The sequence below is a fragment of the Amycolatopsis magusensis genome, from assembly GCF_017875555.1.
In the GTDB taxonomy this organism is placed as follows: Bacteria; Actinomycetota; Actinomycetes; order Mycobacteriales; family Pseudonocardiaceae; genus Amycolatopsis; species Amycolatopsis magusensis.
In genome coordinates this window covers 7,051,767-7,070,628 of record NZ_JAGGMS010000001.1, presented here as the reverse complement: position 1 = coordinate 7,070,628, position 18,862 = coordinate 7,051,767, and the positions used below count along the sequence as shown (strand labels likewise).

General features: G+C 71.1%; 24 protein-coding genes. 10 read left to right on the top strand and 14 right to left on the bottom strand.

Translation table 11 applies throughout. The features are described 5' to 3' along the window. Positions 1 to 79: 79 nt before the first annotated feature. Together JOM49_RS31440 and JOM49_RS31435 are read right to left on the bottom strand one after the other, a co-directional pair. Positions 80 to 310, bottom strand: coding sequence for a hypothetical protein (locus tag JOM49_RS31440; protein ID WP_209667792.1), 231 nt, complete (start codon positions 308 to 310; stop codon positions 80 to 82). A gap of 61 nt (positions 311 to 371) precedes the next feature. Next, positions 372 to 818 (bottom strand): MarR family winged helix-turn-helix transcriptional regulator, encoded by a 447-nt coding sequence (locus JOM49_RS31435; RefSeq protein WP_209667791.1) that lies wholly within the window; start codon positions 816 to 818, stop codon positions 372 to 374. A gap of 58 nt (positions 819 to 876) precedes the next feature. Here JOM49_RS31435 and JOM49_RS31430 point away from each other — a divergent pair, with 58 nt between their 5' ends. Both JOM49_RS31430 and JOM49_RS43905 read left to right on the top strand, forming a co-directional pair. Continuing rightward, positions 877 to 1,260 carry a DUF5313 family protein gene (locus JOM49_RS31430; RefSeq protein WP_209667790.1) on the top strand — a complete coding sequence of 128 codons (384 nt, stop codon included), beginning with the start codon at positions 877 to 879 and terminating at the stop codon, positions 1,258 to 1,260. Positions 1,261 to 1,334: 74 nt separating this feature from the next. Beyond that, complete coding sequence (locus JOM49_RS43905; RefSeq protein WP_281068339.1) at positions 1,335 to 1,466, top strand: hypothetical protein; 132 nt, start codon at positions 1,335 to 1,337, stop codon at positions 1,464 to 1,466. A gap of 6 nt (positions 1,467 to 1,472) precedes the next feature. Here JOM49_RS43905 and JOM49_RS31425 read toward each other — a convergent pair whose 3' ends face one another. After that, on the bottom strand, positions 1,473 to 2,198 hold the full coding sequence (locus JOM49_RS31425) for a TetR/AcrR family transcriptional regulator (protein WP_209667789.1): 726 nt from the start codon (positions 2,196 to 2,198) through the stop codon (positions 1,473 to 1,475). 81 nt (positions 2,199 to 2,279) lie between these two features. Here JOM49_RS31425 and JOM49_RS31420 point away from each other — a divergent pair, with 81 nt between their 5' ends. Next, complete coding sequence (locus JOM49_RS31420) at positions 2,280 to 3,767, top strand: carotenoid oxygenase family protein (protein WP_209667788.1); 1,488 nt, start codon at positions 2,280 to 2,282, stop codon at positions 3,765 to 3,767. 71 nt (positions 3,768 to 3,838) lie between these two features. Beyond that, the gene (locus tag JOM49_RS31415; RefSeq protein ID WP_209667787.1) at positions 3,839 to 4,318 is read left to right on the top strand and encodes an SRPBCC family protein; all 480 of its coding nucleotides are present in this window, start codon (positions 3,839 to 3,841) and stop codon (positions 4,316 to 4,318) included. Here JOM49_RS31415 and JOM49_RS31410 read toward each other — a convergent pair. The 4 genes from JOM49_RS31410 to JOM49_RS31395 all read right to left on the bottom strand — a co-directional run bounded on the left by JOM49_RS31410 (position 4,302) and on the right by JOM49_RS31395 (position 7,400). Then, entirely contained in the window at positions 4,302 to 4,733 is a 432-nt protein-coding gene (locus JOM49_RS31410; RefSeq protein WP_209667786.1) for a hypothetical protein, read from the bottom strand. The genes JOM49_RS31415 and JOM49_RS31410 overlap by 17 nt on opposite strands. A gap of 147 nt (positions 4,734 to 4,880) precedes the next feature. Next, positions 4,881 to 5,366: a hypothetical protein gene (locus JOM49_RS43415; protein WP_245369538.1), complete on the bottom strand. Its 486-nt coding sequence runs from the start codon at positions 5,364 to 5,366 to the stop codon at positions 4,881 to 4,883. Between the two features lie 3 nt (positions 5,367 to 5,369). Next, on the bottom strand, positions 5,370 to 6,077 hold the full coding sequence (locus JOM49_RS31400) for a hypothetical protein (protein WP_209667785.1): 708 nt from the start codon (positions 6,075 to 6,077) through the stop codon (positions 5,370 to 5,372). A 714-nt stretch (positions 6,078 to 6,791) separates the two neighbouring features. After that, positions 6,792 to 7,400, bottom strand: coding sequence for a flavodoxin family protein (locus JOM49_RS31395; protein ID WP_209667784.1), 609 nt, complete (start codon positions 7,398 to 7,400; stop codon positions 6,792 to 6,794). A gap of 42 nt (positions 7,401 to 7,442) precedes the next feature. Here JOM49_RS31395 and JOM49_RS31390 point away from each other — a divergent pair, with 42 nt between their 5' ends. Next, a complete protein-coding gene (locus JOM49_RS31390; protein ID WP_209667783.1) occupies positions 7,443 to 8,303 on the top strand; it encodes an SDR family oxidoreductase in 861 nt (286 codons plus the stop codon). Positions 8,304 to 8,306: 3 nt separating this feature from the next. Here JOM49_RS31390 and JOM49_RS31385 read toward each other — a convergent pair whose 3' ends face one another. From JOM49_RS31385 to JOM49_RS31375, 3 genes are all read right to left on the bottom strand, one after another. Then, positions 8,307 to 8,711 (bottom strand): DUF4383 domain-containing protein, encoded by a 405-nt coding sequence (locus JOM49_RS31385; protein ID WP_209667782.1) that lies wholly within the window; start codon positions 8,709 to 8,711, stop codon positions 8,307 to 8,309. Between the two features lie 4 nt (positions 8,712 to 8,715). Continuing rightward, positions 8,716 to 8,976, bottom strand: coding sequence for a hypothetical protein (locus JOM49_RS31380; protein WP_209667781.1), 261 nt, complete (start codon positions 8,974 to 8,976; stop codon positions 8,716 to 8,718). Between the two features lie 80 nt (positions 8,977 to 9,056). Further along, positions 9,057 to 11,081: a CocE/NonD family hydrolase gene (locus JOM49_RS31375; protein ID WP_209667780.1), complete on the bottom strand. Its 2,025-nt coding sequence runs from the start codon at positions 11,079 to 11,081 to the stop codon at positions 9,057 to 9,059. Between the two features lie 75 nt (positions 11,082 to 11,156). On the opposite strand from JOM49_RS31375, the gene JOM49_RS31370 reads away from it, so the two are divergent. The 3 genes from JOM49_RS31370 to JOM49_RS31360 are packed head-to-tail and all read left to right on the top strand — an operon-like array spanning position 11,157 to position 14,663. Then, the gene (locus JOM49_RS31370; protein WP_209667779.1) at positions 11,157 to 12,662 is read left to right on the top strand and encodes an FAD-dependent oxidoreductase; all 1,506 of its coding nucleotides are present in this window, start codon (positions 11,157 to 11,159) and stop codon (positions 12,660 to 12,662) included. A gap of 7 nt (positions 12,663 to 12,669) precedes the next feature. After that, complete coding sequence (locus JOM49_RS31365) at positions 12,670 to 13,929, top strand: cation:proton antiporter domain-containing protein (protein ID WP_209667778.1); 1,260 nt, start codon at positions 12,670 to 12,672, stop codon at positions 13,927 to 13,929. Positions 13,930 to 13,949: 20 nt separating this feature from the next. After that, complete coding sequence (locus JOM49_RS31360) at positions 13,950 to 14,663, top strand: SDR family oxidoreductase (RefSeq protein ID WP_209667777.1); 714 nt, start codon at positions 13,950 to 13,952, stop codon at positions 14,661 to 14,663. Here the strand turns inward: JOM49_RS31360 and JOM49_RS31355 are convergent. The 3 genes from JOM49_RS31355 to JOM49_RS31345 are packed head-to-tail and all read right to left on the bottom strand — an operon-like array spanning position 14,660 to position 16,514. Further along, the gene (locus JOM49_RS31355; protein WP_209667776.1) at positions 14,660 to 15,259 is read right to left on the bottom strand and encodes a methyltransferase; all 600 of its coding nucleotides are present in this window, start codon (positions 15,257 to 15,259) and stop codon (positions 14,660 to 14,662) included. The two genes, JOM49_RS31360 and JOM49_RS31355, sit on opposite strands and share 4 nt — an antisense overlap. Positions 15,260 to 15,303: 44 nt before the next feature. After that, on the bottom strand, positions 15,304 to 16,092 hold the full coding sequence (locus JOM49_RS31350) for a SigB/SigF/SigG family RNA polymerase sigma factor (protein ID WP_209667775.1): 789 nt from the start codon (positions 16,090 to 16,092) through the stop codon (positions 15,304 to 15,306). Next, on the bottom strand, positions 16,089 to 16,514 hold the full coding sequence (locus tag JOM49_RS31345) for an ATP-binding protein (protein WP_209667774.1): 426 nt from the start codon (positions 16,512 to 16,514) through the stop codon (positions 16,089 to 16,091). The genes JOM49_RS31350 and JOM49_RS31345 overlap by 4 nt, the downstream gene beginning before the upstream one ends. 119 nt (positions 16,515 to 16,633) lie before the next feature. Between JOM49_RS31345 and JOM49_RS31340 the strand changes: the two genes are divergently transcribed. Both JOM49_RS31340 and JOM49_RS31335 read left to right on the top strand, forming a co-directional pair. Then, positions 16,634 to 17,662, top strand: a complete 1,029-nt coding sequence (locus JOM49_RS31340) for a Ppx/GppA family phosphatase (RefSeq protein WP_209667773.1) — start codon at positions 16,634 to 16,636, stop codon at positions 17,660 to 17,662. Positions 17,663 to 17,732: 70 nt separating this feature from the next. Beyond that, entirely contained in the window at positions 17,733 to 18,368 is a 636-nt protein-coding gene (locus JOM49_RS31335; RefSeq protein WP_209667772.1) for a phosphoribosyltransferase, read from the top strand. Here JOM49_RS31335 and JOM49_RS31330 read toward each other — a convergent pair. Then, on the bottom strand, positions 18,361 to 18,840 hold the full coding sequence (locus JOM49_RS31330) for a TspO/MBR family protein (RefSeq protein ID WP_209667771.1): 480 nt from the start codon (positions 18,838 to 18,840) through the stop codon (positions 18,361 to 18,363). The two genes, JOM49_RS31335 and JOM49_RS31330, sit on opposite strands and share 8 nt — an antisense overlap. Between the last annotated feature and the right edge of the window lie 22 nt (positions 18,841 to 18,862).

Below are 18,862 nucleotides of genomic sequence, written 5' to 3'. Positions count from 1 at the left end.
GGCGGCCGGGTGCCCATCATTCGGGGGGCTGATGGGATCGCAGACATCCGGCCGGCCGCCGTTCGACACCCCGGCACGCTCACCCGGGGTCCGGCGGGTACAGCTCGTCCCGTCTGCTCAGTCCCGAAGCGATCTGCCTGCTCAGCGTGTCCAGATCGTCCTGGAGCTGGTCGAGGTCCCTCGCGTGCTCGTCCAGCCGCCTGCCGTGCCGGGCGATCTGGAGGCCGTACTGACCGATCCGCATCTGCAGCCCGTCCAGCGACTCGCCCACCGCGGCGGGCTCGGGCTCGGCTGTTTCGGGGTCGGTCATGGGTGGGGACCTCGCTGTGGAACGGCACAAATCAGCAGTGGTTTCCCCGAGCGGCTCGAAGCTAAACCCGCGTCGCCGCGATGACCTTGGTCAGCACCGCGTGCAGTTCCTCCAGTTCACCGAGCTCCATGCCCAGCCGCTCGATCACGCGGTAGGGGATCTTCTCCGCCTCGGCCCGCAGCCGCCGTCCGGCGTCGGTCAGCTCGACCACCAGCTCGCGTTCGTTGCCCTCGTTCCGCCGTCGCGTCAGGTAGCCGATGCTCTCCAGCCGTTTGAGCAGCGGCGACAGCGTGGCCGAGTCCTGGCGCAGGGTGGCGCCGAGGTCCTTGACCGTGCGGGGGGAGCTGTCCCAGAGCGCCAGCAGCACCAGGTACTGGGGATGGGTGAGCCCGTGCGGCTCCAGCAGCGGGCGGTAGATCGCGATGACCGATCTCGACGCGATCGACAACGCGAAGCAGACCTGCCGCTCCAGGGCGAGCGGGTTCGGTCCCAGGTCGAGCTCGGCCACGGTGTTCCCTCCGGCACACTAATGGTTAACGCACTAACTGTTAGCGTACGCTATCGGCATGCGGAAGCGACCGAACCCGGTGCTGTGGCTCTGGTACGCGCTCGGCGGGCGGCTGCCCGACCGCCATCGCGAGTGGGTGCTGCACGACGTCACGGCGAAGACCTGGATCCTGCGGCACGCCGCGCGCAGCACGGTGCTGATCCTGCCGCTCGTGTCGGTCTGGCTGCTGCTGCCCGGGCCGCTGGGCCTGCGGTTGTCGCTGGTGCTGATGGCGGCGCTGGTCGGCTACTTCTACTCCTTCGCCTACGTCGAGGAGAGCGGGGAGCACCGGCTGGCCAAGCACGGCTACCCGCGCGGGACCGGCAAGCGCCTGCGCGCGGAGGCCAGGGAGGCCGCCGACGCCGAGGCCACCCAGCGCTACCTCGCCCGCTATCGCGACTGACCTAGCACTCCCTCACTCGGGGGTGTTTACCCGTTGTCCCTGCGCCGCCGGAGGGCGTACCGGAAAATGGGGTCATGGCAGTACGTGAGGGGAAGCAGGGGACGGACGAGGAGCCGACGCCGATCTACGACTCGGTGGCCGGTGAACAGGGCGGTCGCGAAGCCGAGCGGTCGGACGACCCGCGGGCGCAAGCGGGCGACAAGTAGGCCCTGTCAGGCGCGGCGCTGGGCGACGAGTGCTTCGATGCCGTCGAGGATGCGGTCCAGGCCGAACTCCACGTCGGTGTCCTGCATGCCGTCCTCGCCGTAGTCCCCGCCGAGGACCGCGGCCACCCGCGGATAGCCGCGCTCACGGAGCCGCGGCTGCAGGAACTCGTTCAACGCCGCGGGCTGCTCGTCGGACGCGCTCGCGCGGATGTCCCGGAGTAGCGCCGCGGTGCTGCGCGCCCAGCCGTCGACCAGCGTCGCGCAGCCGAGCGCGTCGCGGTCGCTGAGGCCCGAGTCCGCCATCGCTTCGAGGAAGACCTCCAGCCAGCGCAGCAGGTTCGGCGTGGTCGGCCCGCCGCGCACCGGCACTTCGAGCAGCCACGGGTGCAGGCGGCAGCGTTCGAGCAGGGCGTGGGCCCAAGTCGTGACCGCGGTGCGCCAGTCGCCGGTCAGCGGCTCCGGTGGCAGTCCCCAGCCGGCTTCGGCCGCCAGTACCAGCAGTTCCTCCTTCGAGCGCAGGTAACGGTAGAGCGCGTTCGCGGTGATGCCGAGGCGTTTGGCGATCGCGGGCATGGACAGCGCCTCGAAGCCCTCGGCGTCGGCTTGGGCGACGGCGGCCTCGACGATCTGCTCGACGCTGTAGGCCGGTTTCGGCCCGCGCCGGGGTGTCGCGGTGTGGCCCCAGGCCAGCGCGGTGCCGGGGGGCAGCAACTCCATCCGATCCTCGTTCACCGGCCCATCCTTGCACTCGAAACTGGTAAAGGCATAAACTGTTCGTGTCTTACACAGTTGAAGATCGCCAGGGGGATCGTCATGACGGAACCGAACAGGCGGAACGTACTCCGCGGCGCGGCCGCGCTGGCCGCCGGCGGGGTGGCTGCCACGTACGCGGGCGGGGCGCCCGCGTTCGCCGAGCACACGGGGGCGGCGGCCGAGCGGCACCCGTTCCTCGAAGGGGCGTTCGCGCCGGTGCGGGAGGAGGTGACCGCGTTCGACCTGCCGGTCACCGGCCGCATCCCGCGTGAGCTGAATGGGCGCTACCTGCGCACCGGCCCGAACGTGCTGGGCCTGGAGGACCCGCGCGCGCACCACTGGATGCTGGGCGAGGGCATGGTGCACGGCGTGCGGCTGCGCGATGGGCGGGCCGAGTGGTACCGCAACCGCTGGGTGCGCTCGTCGGCGGTCGCGGCCAAGCTGGGGGAGCGGTACCCGTGGCCGGCGCCCGCCGAGGACTTCGCGCCGAACACGCACGTGATCAGCCACCACGGCCGCATCCTCGCGCTGCAGGAGAGCGGCCCGCCGCCGTACGAGCTCGACGGCGAGCTGAACACGCTGGGCCCGTACGACTTCGGCGGTTCGCTCGACGGCGCCTACACCGCGCACACCAAGTTCGACGCCCACACCAAGTTCGACGCCCACACCGACGAACTGCACGCGGTGACGTATCACCCGGCCTGGGACCACGTGCGCCACCTGGTGGTCGACCGGAGCGGGCGGGTGGTGCGGACCACGCGCATCGCGGTCGCCGACAACCCGATGATGCACGACTTCGCGCTGACCGAGCGCTACGTGGTGGTGTTCGACGTGCCGGTCACCTTCGACCCGCAGCCGGGCAAGGTGGTGCCGTACAAGTGGAACGTCAACCACCAGGCCAGGGTGGGCGTGATGAAGCGGTCGGGCGGGGAGGTCCGCTGGTTCGGCGTGGACCCGGTGTTCTACTCGCACACGCTGAACGCCTACGAGCACGGCCAGTCGGTGGTGGTGGACATGACCACGCTGCCGGCGCCGTTCGAGGTGGCCGGCAAGCCGGGGTACGGCGGCCCGTTCGCCTCCGGGACACCGGTGCTGGAGCGCTGGACCATCGACCTGGCCCGCGGCCGGGTGCGGCGGCAGGTGCTCGACGACCGGCCCCAGGAGTTCCCGCGGGTCAACGAAAACCTCATCTCACGGCGGCACCGCTACGGGTACGCGGCTTCCCCGGGTGACCTGCTCGACGTCTACCTGGACAAGCCCGCCAACACCGTCCGCAACGCGCTGATCAAGCACGACCTGCGTGGCGGGCGGTCGGAGGTGCACCGGTTCGGGCCAGGTGCGGCGGCGAGCGAGGCGGTGTTCGTGCCCGCGGCGCGGAGCAAGGCCGAGGACGACGGGTACGCGCTGGCGTACGTGAACAACCCCGACCGCAACGCCTCGGACCTGGTGATCCTGGCGGCGCAGGACTTCACCGCGAAGCCGCTGGCGCGCATCCACCTGCCGAAGCCGGTGCCGCTCGGCTTCCACGGCAGCTGGGTGGCCGACTGAGGGCTCTTCGCGATTGCGGACTCCGGCGGCGCGGCTTGTCCCGCGCCGCCGGGGCTGGGAGCGTTCTCGTTGTGGAGCCCAGTATTTCGCGCAGCGTGGAGATCGCCGCCCCGGTCGAGGCGGTCTGGGCGCTGGTCACCGACCTGCCGGGCATGGGGCGCTTCAGCCCGGAGAACGCCGGTGGGCACTGGGTGGCCCCGGCGACCGGACCGGCGGCGGGAGCGGGCTTCCGCGGCACGAACCGCAACGGCAGGCGTGAGTGGCGGACGCGGGTGCGGGTGCTCACCTGCGAACCCGGCCGCCGCTTCACCTTCGACGTGCGCTCACCGTTCGGCGTGCGGGTTTCGCGCTGGTCCTACGAGCTCGCCCCGGCCGGGGACGGCTGCCTGCTCACCGAGCACTGGTACCGCGTGGGCAACTGGTTCATCCGCCGGATCCTGGGGCCGCGGGTGACCGGCCGGGCCGACCGGCCCGGCTTCAACACCCACTCGATCGAGCACACACTGCGCGCGGTCAAGGCGCACGCCGAAGCGGTCACTCAGGCAGCGTAGCCCGCCCGGCGAACCACTCCCGCACCTCGGCCTTCATCAGCGACTGCAGCACCACGATGCCGAGCACCAGCTGCAGGATCCCGGACGGCACCCCGCCCTGCGCCAGCGTCATCAGCAGGCCGAGCGCGCCGCTGGCCACGGTGATCCACTCGAAGACCAGCGCGAGGGTGCGCACCCAGGGCAGCCGCTGGTGCAGTTTGATCGCGCAGATCAGCAGGGGCAGCGCGAGCACGATGGCGGCCACGCCCAGCAGCAGCGGGGCGGTGAGGTCGTCGGTGCCGTTGTCCAGCGAGAGGACCAGCAGCGTGATGAAGAAGCCGATGACGATGCTGAGCAGGGACTGGACGTACAACACGATGCGGGTCTGGCGCAGGGCCTTCGGCAGGCGCTGGTGCTGGTTCGGCTGGACGGTCATCGGCGGGCTCCGGCTTTCCTCGGGGACGGGGCCCACGATTCTTAGCAGGTTTTCCGGGCCGGACCGGGGCAGTGACAGGAAAGTGACTTTCCCGGCGGGGGAGCCGCCGGGAAAGTCACTTCTGCATCACTCGACTGGCCGAGCGGGCTAGGTGCTCAGCAACTGGTTGAAGAAGGAGCGGTACTGGCGCAGGGCCAGCCGAAGGTCCTCGGTGGCCACCTCGTCACCGCGGCTCCACTGGCCTTCCAGCTCGCTCTTGTGCGCGGCGAAGGTCGCGGCGAGGGACTGGATCACCTGGGCCACCAGCTCGTCGGCTTCGCGGACCGCGCGCTGCGGGTCGTCGACGAAGGCGGTCTGGATGGCCTGCCAGTTGTCCCGGTAGCCGTTGACCTCGTCGGCGGCGAACAACGGCTGGTTGTTCGGCTCGTCGTCGGTGGCCGTCCCGGGGGTGGTGGCCGGGGCGCCGAGCGTGCCAGCCGGTTCGGCCGGGTGGGAGGTGAGGTCCGGCTCGGGCGCGACGTCCTGCTCGGGGATGGTGTCCGGCTCGGTCGCTGTCCTGTCCACATCGGACTCGTGGGTGGTCCGCTCGTCGGGGAGCAGATCCTGGGTGGTCAGGTTGTCGTGGCGTTCCATGGCTTACCTGCCGTTCCGTACGTCGTGGCGTTCGTTGGTGGTGTCGTGGCGCTCGTCGATCCGGTCCTCGACACGTGCCTCGGTCCGCGTTTCGCCGCGGTCGTCGTGCTTCGGGTCGTGCTTCGCATCGTGCTTGGCTTCTTGCTTCGTTTCGCCGTGCCGGTGTCCGTCGTCCGCCGCGTCATCGTCGAGCAGGTCCTCGAAAACGGTGCGGTAGCGCACCATCGCGTCGCGCAGGTCCTCTGTGGACTTCTGCTCGTGCTCGTGACCGACCATGGTCTCGTGCGCGTGGCGGTAGTGGTCCAGCGTCTTCGAGTGCTTCACCGACAGGTCGGCCAGCTGCTGGTCGTAGCCCTCGGTGGGGTACCCGCGCTCGGCCATCAGCTGGGTGAGCACCCGGTCGGCCTCGGCCACCGCCGGCGACGGGCTGTCGACGAACTGCGCCTGGATCTGCGCCCACTGCGCGGTGTAACGCTCCTTGGCCTGCGGGGAAAGCGGCCGGATGTCGAGCTCGTTGTGCCGCTTCTCCCGTGCGGCCAGTTCCCGTTGCGCCGCCCGCGGATTGTCGTGGTCGGCGACCGCCCGCTCGTACTCGGGACCGAACTTCCGCTGCAGCCGCTTCCGCTGCATCTCCTGCATGACCAGCCACACCACCGCGCCGGCGACGACGACGGCGGCGATGACGATCAAGACAACTACCCACGTGGGCATTGGTTTCTCCTCGTGCTCCTGGTGAGCTGACCCCCGATGAGCCCTGGGTGCCCGGAACCCGCGAACCGAAAACCCTTGCAGGACAAGGCCTTCCCGATCTTGGGCCATCCGGCGGTACCCGCACCCCCGGATGCCGCGCCACCCCATGCCCGTCAACGTTCAACACCCCACCAGCCGCCCTACGCCTCCACCGCAGGCCCGACCCGAGTGCAGACCTCGACAACGCACACGCGGCATTCGGCCACCCAAACGCGAACCCCAGCAACGCACACGCGGCCTCCGGCCACCCGAGCGCGAGATTCGTCTACGCGAGCCCGGGCTTCGCCTTCCCGAGTGCGTGATTCGTCTACGCGAGTGTGGGGTTCAGCTGCCCGAGTGTGGGGTTCGGCTGCACGAGTGCGCGGTTCGCCTTCGCGAGTGCGCGGTTCGCCTGCCTGAGTGTGGGGTTCGGGTGCGTGAGTGTGGGGTTCGCGGGAGGGCGAGTTCTACGTTCAGGTAGCCGAGTTCCACACTCAGGTAGCCGAAACCCACGTTCGTGCAGCCGAGTTCTACGTTCAGGTAACTGAACCCCGGATTCGGGCAGCCGAGGCCCACGTTGGGCGGGCTGGCGGAAGCCACGTGGGGGCGGGCGGAAGCCACGTGGGGCGGGCGGGAGGCCCGTGGGGGAAGCGGCGGTGGGGTGGTGGGGAGGAGGGCGGTGGGGTGGGGAGGGGGTTATTTGGCGGGGTAGGGGGTGGTGGTGAGGAGGGTGGCGAGGTGGGTGGCGTTGCGGGCCAGGGTGGCGTTGGTGGAGGCGACGGCGTCCGGGGTGTCGTCCAGGTCGTTGTAGTCGCCCGGCGTCATGGCTTCGCCGTTCCAGTACGTGCCGCCCTGGGCGGGGATGGTGAAGCCGGTGTCGTTCAGCGCCTGGAACAGGTCGGCGGTGATCTTGTGCGCGCCGTCCTCGTTGCCGACGACGGCGGTGACCGCGACCTTGCCGAACATCAGCGGGCGGCCCTCGTCGTCCGTTTCGGACAGTTCGGCGTCCAGGCGTTCCAGCACCCGCTGCGCCACGCTCGACATGTGCCCGACCCAGGTGGGTGACGCCAGCACCAGGATGTCCGCGCCGAGCACCTTCTCCCGGATGGACGGCCACGCGTCGCCGTCGCCCATGTCCTTCTCCACGCCCGGCCGCACGTCGTGGTCCACCACGCGGATCGACTCGCACTCGACCCCGTGCCCGCGCAGTTCGTCGAGCACCTGGCCCGCGAGCAGTTCGGTGCTGGACGGGGCGGGTGACGGCTTCAGGCTGCAAGTCAGTGCCACTGCTCGTAATGCGGTCATGCGGGCCGGTTACCCCGCCGACCAGCGGGGTAACCGGCCGGCATGACCGAGAACGACAAGAACCAGCCACCCCAGCGACAGGAACCGCCCGGCACCACCGGCGACATGCGACCCGAGCCGCAGGACTCGATGACCGGCTACCAGGGCCGGGACCTGCTGGCCGGCAAGCGCGCGCTGATCACCGGCGGGGACTCCGGCATCGGCCGGGCGGTGGCGGTGGCGTTCGCCAAGGAGGGCGCGGACGTCGCGATCGCCTACCTGGACGAGCACGAGGACGCCAAGCGCACCGCCGAACTGGTGCGCGCCGAGGGCCGCCGCTGCGAGCTGTTCCCCGGTGACCTGGCCGACGGCCGTCAGTGCGCCGCGGTGGTCCAGCAGACGGTGGACGCACTGGGCGGGCTGAACATCCTGGTGAACAACGTGGCCACCCAGTGGCCCGTGGATTCACCCGAAGAGCTGACCGAAGAGCAGTGGATGCGCACCTTCGACGTGAACATGCACAGCTACTTCCGGGTGACCGCCGCCGCGCTGCCGCACCTGCGCGAGGGCGACGCGATCATCAACACCGGGTCGGTCAACGGCCTGCGCGGGAACAAGTCCCTCATCGACTACTCCGCCACCAAGGGCGCCATCCACGCCTGGACCTACTCCATGGCGCAGGCGCTGGCGGACCAGGGCATCCGGATCAACTGCGTGGCCCCCGGTCCGGTGTGGACCCCGCTGATCCCGGCGACCTTCGACGAGGAGAAGGTCGCCGAGTTCGGTCAGCAGGTGCCCTTCGGCCGGGCGGCGCAGCCGGACGAGATCGCGCCGTCCTACGTCTTCTTCGCCTCGAACCGGCTGTCCTCGTACTACTCCGGGGAGGTGCTCGCCCCACTCGGGGGCGAGACCACCCCGGGCTGAGCCTCAGGCACGCTCGGTGACGCGCGTCCTGCTGGACAGGAACCACATCGCGAGCCCGGCCAGCGCGGTGAGCCCGTGCAGCCAGTTGCCCGCGGCGTTGACGTTCAGCACGTCACCGGGCGTGTCGGCACTGCTCGCCAGCACGCCGAACACGGTCATGCCGGTGAGCGCCACGAACAGCACCAGGCCGTAGATCCTCGCCCCGGCCGGTTTGGCCGCCGCGGCCAGGCCGAGCAGCCCGATCACGATGTGCACCACGTTCTGGACCGCGCTCACGCTGAAGATCCAGACCATGTTGACCCCGTCGGGCCCCACCTGCCCGGGTTGGTCGGCGATGGTGAAGCCGAGCACCCCGAGCAGGAGGTAGACCAGGCCGACCACCAGGGCCAGCACCCTCGCCACGGTCATCGCCTCACACCACCGGGTTCAGGCCGCGGCCGACCGCGGAGGCCAGGAAGCACCAGCCGCGCGAGACCGACAGGCAGGGCAGGTGCCGCTCCCGCAGGCGCTTGAGCGCCCGGGTCGACGCGCTCATCGCGGTCTGGTCGACCACCGCGCAGGCGGCTTCGTCGTCGGAACTCTCCACGGCCTGCACGCCGTGGCGATCACCCCATTCGGACAGTTCCCGCAGAGCCGCGGAATCGCCGAGGTAAACCACTTTGAGTGTCTGCATCGTTTCTCACTCCCCGAAAGCTTTTGCCTTTCTCCGGGGTAACCGTTGCGCCTGCGTCGAAACCCCGGGCGCGCCCCGGGTCACACCTGGTCGCGGGGGATGACCCGGTGCCAGTTCTCGGAGAACACGCGGTGGCCGCTTTCGTAGCCGTCCAGTTCGGCGTGCAGGATGAACTCGGTCGGGGTGCAGGTCAGCACGGTGTGGGTCTCCGTGCGCGCCTCCCAGTCCCCGCGGGCGAAGGTCATCGTCCACGCCGTTTCCCCGCGTGCGGAGGAGAAGTCGTCGGCACGCGAGCTGTAGCGCTCGTAGGCGCGCCTGCCGACCCGCAGGTCGATGTCCTCGAAGTAGTCGACCCCGCTGTCCTTGACGATCTCCAGCGCCGATTCGTAGTCGACCAGGTCCCGGCTGACCGTCCACCGCTGCTCACCGGGCTGCAACTGGGTCACGGTCATCGGCGCGGTGCCCTCCGGCTCGTCGAACGGGCGCAGCGGCACCTCGTCCGGCTCGCCCAGCGGGCGGATCGGCAGCCGGACCGTGCTCTCCCCGGTGTAGATCTTCAGCCGGGTGCGGCACGGCGGCGGCCAGGCCAGCGGCCAGTACGAAGTGGACAGCGACAACCGGATGCGGTGCCCCGGGGGGAACGCCTGCGCCACCCCGTTCAGCTCGATCGACACGCGGTACCGGCGGCCCGGCTCCAGCGGTTCGGGGTGCTCGTGCCCGTCCCGGTGGGTCAGGTTCAGCAGGCCGTAGGTGACCCGGGTGGCGCGCCCGTCCGGGTAGACGTCGGACAGCCGGGCGGCGATCATCGCCACCGGCTCGCTCGACTCGACCTCCAGCTCGACCGTCGGCGCGCCCAGGATCTCGCAGCGCTCGGTCAGCGGGTCGGTCTCGAACACCAGCGAGCCGCCGTCCTCCTCGCGCTGGTCGTACGGCAGGTCCGGCGGCGCGTTGTAGGAGGCCCACTTGCCGGAGAACTGGCCGACCGACAGCGGGGATTCGATCTCCAGCGCCTGCTCGGGGACCACTTCGCCGGGCCGGGCGATCCGGTGCGCGTCGAGCGAGTGCACCGAGGGCGTGACGTGCGGCGAGGGCCAGCTGGGTTCGCCGACCCACCGGCCCGGCCTGCTCTCGTAGGCGGTGGACGGGGGCACGCTGTCCTGCATCCAGACGCGGAGCATCGGCTCGTCCATCACGTCGTTGTCCTTGCCCGCCAGCCAGTGGTCCCACCAGCGGACCACCTCCTGCAGGTAGCCGATGGCCGGACCGGGCTGCCCGAGGTGCGGGTACTTGTGCGACCACGGGCCGATCAGGCCCTTGCGGGGCACGTCGAGGTTGCGCATCAGCCGGAAGACGCCGTTGGAGTAGCCGTCGGCCCAGCCGCTCGAGGCCAGCACCGGGACCTGGATGTCGCTGTAGTTCTCGCACACCGACGCGTGGCGCCAGTACTCGTCACGTCGCTGGTGGGAGAGCCACTTCTCGATCCACAGGCCACTGCCGGAGAGCCGCTCCAGCCACATGTCGCGCCAGCGGTCGCCGACCAGTGCCGGGTCGGGCGGCAGCGTGGAGTAGGCGAACATGGTGGAGGCCTCGCCCAGGTTGTCCGAGAGCAGGCAGCCGCCCATGTAGTGCATGTCGTCGCCGTAGCGGTCATCGGTGAACGAGGAGATGACGATCGCCTTGAGGCTCGGCGGTTTGCGCGCCGCCACCTGCAACGCGGCGAAGCCGCCCCAGGAGATGCCCATCATGCCGGTGTCGCCGGTGCACCACGGCTGCTCGGCGATCCAGGCGAGCGCGTCCTCGGCGTCGGCTTGCTCCTGTTCGAGGTACTCGTCTTCCAGCACACCGTCGGACTCGCCGGAGCCGCGGATGTCCACCCGCACGCACGCGTAGCCGTGCCCGGCCAGGTACGGGTGGTGGATGGCGTCACGGCCGGCGGTCAGGTCCCGTTTGCGGTACGGGATGTACTCCATGATCCCGGGCACCGGCCGCTCGTCGGAATCGGCCGGGCGCCAGATGCGGGCGGCCAGCCGGGTTCCGTCCGGCAGCGGGATCCAGACGTTCTCCTCTTCGATGATCTGCTTCGGTAGTTGTGTCACCGTACGCATTGCTCGACGGTAACGCCGGGTCCGCCCCGGCGCAGTGGACGGGTTTGATCCGGCCCGCCGGGGTAACCAGGGGCCATGGAGAAATCCCTGCTGCCGACCCCATTATCGCTGTGGATGGACTCGACCGCCGGGCCCGACCGCGGGGGCGGTGCGCTGCCCGGTGAGGTCGACGTGGTGGTGATCGGTGCCGGGATCGCCGGGCTGACCACCGCCTACGCCCTCGCGCGCGACGGGCGGACGGTGCTGGTGCTGGAGGCGGGGCCGGTCGGTGGCGGGGTGTCCGGGCACACCACGGCGAAGCTCACCGCGCAGCACGCGGAGAAGTACGCCTCCCTGCGTGAGCGCAAGGGGCCGGAAGCGGCCGCGCAGTACGGCCAGGACCAGAGCGCCGCGGTCGACTGGATCGCCAGGACCTCGGAGGAACTGGGGATCGACTGCGCGTTCGTGCGTACCGACAGCTACGTCTACACCACCGAAGACGAGCGCGTGAGCGACCTGCGTGCCGAAGCGGCCGCGGCCGCCGACGCCGGACTGCCCGCGGAGTTCGTGGACGGGGTGGACCTGGACGTACCCGCGGTGGGCGCGGTCCGGTTCGCCGGTCAGGCGCGGTTCCACCCGCGGCGGTGGCTGCTCGGCCTGGCTTCGGCCATCGAGAAGCTCGGCGGGCAGGTCGCGGAGAACGCCAGGGTGATGCGTGTGGACGAACGCCCGGTGCCGGTCGTCCACACCGAACGCGGCAAGGTCCGTGCCGGGGAGGTGGTGATCGCCACCCACTACCCCTTGCTGGACCGCGGGGTCTACTTCGCCCGGCTCGACCCGGTGCGCGACCTGGTGGTCGCCGGTCCGGTGGCCCGGAGCCACGACGGCATGTTCCTCGACGGTGACACGCACCACTCCGTGCGGTACCACGACAACGGCGGCGAGCTGCTGGCCATCGTCGGCGGTGAGCACTACCGCACCGGCGAGGAGGTCGACGTAGAGGCGCGCTACGCCCGGCTGGCCGAGTGGGCCGCCCGGCACGTCGGGGTGACCAGGGTGACCCACCGCTGGTCCGCGCACGATCTGTCCACTCTGGACTCGGTGCCCTACGTCGGCCGCTACCACCCGCTGTCGCGGCACCTGTGGGTGGCGACCGGCTTCGGGCAGTGGGGGATGAGCGGCGGCACGGCCGCCGGGCTGCTGCTGGCCGACCTGATCGGCGGCCGGGAGAACCCCGGCGCCTGGCTCTACGACCCGGAGCGCTTCGACCTGCGGTCCAGCGCTTCCCTGGCACGTAACAACTTCACCGTGGCCAAGCACTACGTCGGTGACCACGTGCGCGCGGTGGGCGCGGACTCAGAATTCGCCACGCTCGGCCTCGGCGAAGCCCGCGTGGCCACCTCCGGCGCGTCCGTGGTCGCCGCCTACCGCGACGAGCAGGGCGTGCTGCACCGCCGCGGCGGGCACTGCACCCACCTCGGCTGCGTGGTGGCGTTCAACAACGCGGAAAAGACCTGGGACTGCCCGTGCCACGGTTCGCGGTTCGGCATCGACGGCACGGTCATCCAGGGTCCGGCGACCCGGCCGCTGCCGGAAGCGTGAGCCGCGGGTGGAACTGCTACTGGGGCTGGCCGGACTGCTCGCGCTGGGCGCGGCCCTGCTGCCGAAGCTGGTGACGAACCGGCCGCTGTCCATGCCGCTGGTGCTGCTGGTGCTCGGGGTGGTGATCGGGCTGCTGCCGCTGCCCGCGCCGTACGGGCAGGTGTGGGGCAATCCCCTGCCGCACCTGGGCGCGCTGCAGGTGGTCACCGAGTTCGGGCTGATCATCGCGCTGGTCGGGACCGGGCTGAACACCGACCGCAAGCTCGGCTGGCACTCGTGGAACTCCACCTGGCGGCTGCTGCTGTTCGCGATGCCGCTGTTCATCGGGGTGATCTTCCTGCTCGGCCACTGGCTGCTGGCGCTGCCCGCCGCGGCCGCGCTGGTGCTCGCCGCCGCGCTCGCGCCGACCGACCCGGTGCTGGCCTCGGACGTAAGCGTGCCCGAACCGCACGCGGAGAAGGAACTCACCTCGGACAACGAGGTGCGCTTCACCCTGACCACCGAGGCGGGCCTGAACGACGGCCTGACCATGCCGTTCATCATGCTGGCCATCCTGCTCGCCGGTGCCGACGGCCTGCCGGGGCTGGGCGAGGTCTCGGTGGAGGTGCTGCTGCCCCTGCCGGTCGGCGTCGCGATCGGCGTGGCGCTCGGGTGGCTGCTCGGCAGGCTGATCTTCGACACCCGGTCCGACGAGGTCCGGTTGTCGGAGTACTCGGACGGCCTGGTGGTGCTGGTACTGGCCTTCCTGCCGTTCGCGGCGGCGGAACTGGTGCAGGGCAACGGTTTCCTGGCGGTCTTCGCGGCCGCGGTGACCCTGCGGGCCCGGGAGCGCTCGCACGGTTACCACGCCGTGCTGCACGATTTCGGCGACCAGCTGGAAAGGTTGTTCGTCGCGGTCGCGCTGCTCGCGCTCGGCGTGGCGATCGGCGACGGGCTGCTGGCAGGCCTGCGCCCGGTCGAAGTGCTGCTGGCCGTGGTGGCGGTCTTCGTGGTGCGCCCGCTGACCAGCCTGGTCTCGCTGATCGGCGCGCCACCGGGCAGACGCGGTTCGCTGGCCATCTCGTTCTTCGGCGTGCGGGGGATCGGCACCCTGTTCTACGTGGTCTACGCCCTCGCCCACGGCGATTTCCCGCTGCCCGACGTGATCTGGCGGGTGGCCGCGGTGGCCGTGGCGGTGTCCGTGCTGGTCCACGGCGTCACCGCGGAACCGGTGATGCGCCGGCTGGAACGCCTTGGCGCACAGGGCAGGCGCCGCCGGATCGCCTGAGACGGCTATGCTCGGCGACCATGCCGGTGGCGATCGTGACGGGGAGTTCTCGCGGGATCGGCCGTGCCATCGCCGAACGGCTGGCCGCGGACGGCGCCCGGGTGGTGGTGAACTACCGCACCGACGGCGACGCCGCGGCCGAGGTGGTCCGGACCATCGAGGACCGTGGTGGCCAGGCCATGGCGATCCAGGCGGACGTCACGGATCTGCCGCAGCTGCGCCGGTTGTTCGACGCCGCCGGGGAAGTGGACATCTTCGTCAGCAACGTGGGCGTCGCGCGGTTCGGGCCGCTGGCCGAGGTGACCGACGAGCAGTACGACTTCCTCTTCGACACCAACACGCGCTCGACCTTCTACGCGCTGCGGGAAGCGGCCCGCCGGGTGCGCGACCACGGGCGGATCGTGGTGATCTCCAGTGCCGTGGTGGTGACCAACCGGCCGGGCACCGCGCTCTACGCGGCCACGAAAGCGGCGGGGGACCAGCTGGTGAAGGTCGCCGCGAAGGAACTCGGTGCGCGCGGGATCACGGTGAACAGCGTGCTGCCGGGCGCGGTCCGCACCGACGCGCTGGTCGCGGACGGGCCGCCCGGGGTGATCGAGAAGTCCATCGCGCGGACTCCGCTGAACCGCATCGCGGAGCCGTCCGACATCGCCGACATCGTCGGTTTCCTCGCCTCACACGACGGACGATGGATCACCGGCCAGACCCTGCACGCGGGCGGCGGTCAGTTCTAAGCCGCGCAACCGCTTCGGTCGGCGCGGATCACCAGCACCTCTTCGAAGTCCTGGCCCGGCTCGATCAGCCCGGCCCGCTCCAGGTAACGCTTCTGTCCATCCAGGACGGGGTTGAACGGCACCAGCTGACGCGCCACCACACCCGCGCGCAGCCGTTGCCGCCGGAGTTCGGTCAGCGTGGCGGCCGGGTCGCACAGCGAAGAGTGCAGCATGAGCATCGTCCCGTGCCGGGCCAGCAGGTCGCGGGCCCTGGCGCACAACGGATCCAGGTACCGGCGGCCGTCCGGGCCGGGGACGTACGGCGGATTCGCCAGCACCACGTCGAACCGGCCCAGCCGCCCGCGCCCGGCCGGATCACCGCGGAACGCGTGCACCGGCAGCCTGCGCAGGGAACCGTTGAGCCGCGCGCTGAGCACGGCCCGGCGGCAGCGTTCGATGGCGACCACCTCGGCGGCGCCCTCGCGGGCCGCGGCCGCCGGGCCCGAACCGGTGCCCAGGTCGAGGACCCGGGCACCGGGCCGGACGCGGGCGTCCGCCAGTGCCTTGGTGAGCAGGGTGGTATCGGTACGGGCACCGGGGAATCGCAGAGTGGGCACGGCTCCCTGTACCACCGGAGCCGGGGATCGAAACCCTTGCCGGCTCAGGGATCGGCGAGCAACTTGCCGCGAAGTCTTTCCAGCGTCTGGGAAAGCAGGCGCGACACGTGCATCTGCGAGATGCCGAGGCGGTCGGCGATCTGGGTCTGCGTCATGTTCCCGAAGAACCGCAGCTTCAGGATCGTGCGCTCGCGCTCGGGCAGTTCCGCCAGCAGCGGCCGCAGCGCCGCGTGGTTCTCCACCGCTTCCAGATCGGTGTCCTCTTCGCCGAGCGTCTCGGCCAGCGGCAGCCGCTCGCTGTCCGAACTGACCGGCTTGTCCACCGACACCGCCTGGTAGGCGTTGCCCGCCACCAGTCCTTCGCGGACCTCGTCGGCGTTCATGCCGAGCTTGTCGGCGATCTCCGACGGCGTCGGCGCCCGGCCCAGCGTCTGCGCCAGCTCCCCGGTGGCGTGGCTGATCGCCAGGTGCAGTTCCTTGAGCCGGCGCGGCACCCGGACCGACCAGCTGGAGTCTCGGAAGTACCGCCGGACCTCGCCCATCACCGTGGGCACCGCGAAGGAGAGGAACTCCGAGCCGCGCCCGACCTCGAAGCGGTCCACCGCGTTGATCAGGCCGAGGCGGGCGACCTGGAGCAGGTCGTCGAAGTTCTCGCCGCGCCCGGAGAACCGCCGGGCGATGTGCTCGGCCACCGGCAGGTATTCGGTGACCAGGCGGTCGCGCAGTTCGTCGCGGCGGCGGTCGCCCGGCGCCAGGCCCGCGAGTTCCTCGAACAACGGGGCGCAGTGGGCGTACTGCTCACCCCTGGCTTTCGGAGCCGACTCCTGGCTCACTGGCCCCCCGTCCTCGTGGCCATCACCAGGTCGATGGTGACCACGCGGCCTCCCTGCTCGGTCACCTGGTACGAGGCGGAGTCGGTGACCGTCTTCACCACGTGCCAGCCGAAGCCGTCGGTCTCGGGCACGGCCTGGTCCGCGGTCGGCGCGGACACCGAAACCGCCAGCTCACCGGCGGAGAGCCGGTAGCGGCAGCTGACGCTGGAGCCGACCTCGGCGTGGTGGACCAGCCAGGAGGCGACCTCGTCCACGGCGATCTTGAAATCGGCGATGGCGTCGAGGTCGAAATCCTCCTTCGTGGCCACCGCCTCGGCGAGCATCCGCAGCAGGGGGAGGTGCTCCAACCGGGCGGGAACGCTGAGTTCGACGTGCTCGGTGAGCAGGGCGTCGATCTGCCCGCTCAGTTCAGTATCGGCCATCGGCGTGCTCCCGGGGGTGAACTGGTGTTGCCATGACCGGGGGAGTACCCGCGCGCGGGCCCGGCACACACCGGATTCCCGGTCGTGTAGCGGGCCGGTGGGCGGGGTATCCCACCCGGATGAAACTGGGTGTCCTGGATATCGGCTCCAACTGCGCCCAACTACAGATCGTCGACGGGGCGCCCGGTGCGCCGCCGCTCCCGGCGATGGCGATCAAGGAGCCGACGCGGCTGGCGGAGGAGATCGGGGACGACGGCGAGCTCAGCGAGCGCGGGGTCGCCAGGGTCATCCGCGCGGTCGGCCAGGCGCTCGTCGCGGCCCGGCAGAACCACGTGGAGGAGCTGTTCGTCTACGCCACCTCGGCCATCCGGGACGCGGGCAACCGGGACTCGGTGCTCGATTCGATCGAGGCGGAGACCGGGATCCGGCCGCAGTTCCTCACCGGCGAGGACGAGGCGCAGCTGACCTACGCCGCCGCGCACCGCTGGTACGGCTGGTCGGCCGGGCGGATCCTGCTGCTCGACATCGGCGGCGGCTCGCTGGAGATCGCGCTGGGCCGCGACGCCAAGCCCGATCTCGCGCTGTCGCTCCCGCTCGGCGCCGGCCGCCTGACCAGGGACTTCCTGCCCGACGACCCGCCGAGCGGCCGGCAGCTGCGCGACCTGCGGCGGCACGTCCACGCCACCCTCCGGGAGATCTCCGACCGCCTGCGCTGGGAAGGGCCCGCGGCCAGGGCGGTGGTCACCTCGAAGACGTTCAAGCAGCTGGCGCGGGTGTGCGGGGCGGCACCGCAGCGCAAGGGGCCGTTCGTGCACCGCGAGCTGAGCGCCGCCGACCTCCGGGCGCTGGTGCCCGAGCTGGCCTCGCAACCGGCGGCGAAACGCGCGAAGCTGCGCGGCATCTCGGCGTCGAGGGCCGGGCAGATCGTGGCCGGGGCGGTGGTGGCCGAACAGGTGATGAAGGCCTTCGACCTGACCTCGGTGGAGCTGTGCCCGTGGGCGCTGCGTGAGGGCATCATCCTGCGGTACCTGGCCGGGCTGCCCGACCAGGTACCCGACCTGCACCTGCAGCCCATCAGCGGCACCGTCCGCCCGGACGACGCGGTCCCGCTGCGCCCGGTGGCGGACTGCGAGTTGCCGATCGGGTAGCCGCCGCCCCTGCGGGTTTGCCGCGCGCGCCCTACGGTCACCCGGAGAGGGCGAGCGGAAGGAGAAAGCCGTGTTCACCGATCGCCGGGACGCGGGACGGCAACTCGCCGGGCAGCTGGCCGGGCGGTGGCACGAACCGCTGGTGCTGGGCCTGGCCCGGGGCGGGGTGCCGGTGGCGGCCGTGATCGCCGCCGAGCTCGAGGCCTCGCTGGACGTGGCCGTGGCCCGCAAGATCGGGGCACCGGGCCAACCCGAATGGGGGATCGGCGCGGTGACCGCCGCCGGGCCGCCGATCTTCGACCAGGTGAGCGTCTCGCGGCTTGGATTGTCCGAGGACCAGCTGGTGGCCCTGTGCGAGGAGGAACGCGCCGAAGCGGCTCGCCGCGTCGAGCTCTACGCGGACGGCCGCGCGCCCGAACCCCGTGCCGGACGCGAGGTCATCGTGGTCGACGACGGCCTGGCCACCGGCGTGACGGCCATCGCCGCCCTGCGTGCCCTCCGCGCCGAGTCACCGCGCTCGCTGACCTTCGCCACGCCGGTGGGCGCTCCCGAGGCGGTCGAACGCGTGCGACGCGAGGCCGACGACCTGGTCTGCCTCGCCGTGCCGCCGCACTTCACCGCCGTCGGCCGCTGGTACGGCGATTTCGCCCAGACGAGCGACACCGAGGTCATCGGGCTGCTGGGCAACGCGCGCCAGTTCAGTTGAGCACGACGATCGCGGTGTTCAGCGCCGTGGCGAACAGGACCCACGCCAGGTACGGCACCTGCAGCCAGGCGGCGAGCGGGGAGCGGCGGCGGAACAGCAGGATGGTCGCCACCACGGCCGCGTCGAGCAGCGCGATGTCGGCCAGCGCCACCCCGTAGGCGCCCGCGCCGAAGAACAGCGGCGTCCACGCGAGGTTCAGGACCAGGTTCACCCCGTACACGGTGAACCCGCGGCGGTCGCCGCCCGCGCGCCAGTACAGCCAGCCCGACACGGCGATCGCCAGGTACAGGACCGTCCACACCGGACCGAACAACCACGCGGGCGGGGCCCAGGCCGGCAGGTTCAGCGAGGCGTAGACCGCGGGTGCGTCGGTCGAAGCCAGTGCGCCGGCCACCGCCACCACGGCGACCGCGGCGATGAACCCGGCCAGGACCAGCGCGGGGGAGACGGGCTTGCCGGAGGTGGTGGTCATCGGATCCTTCCCTGGTGAGATG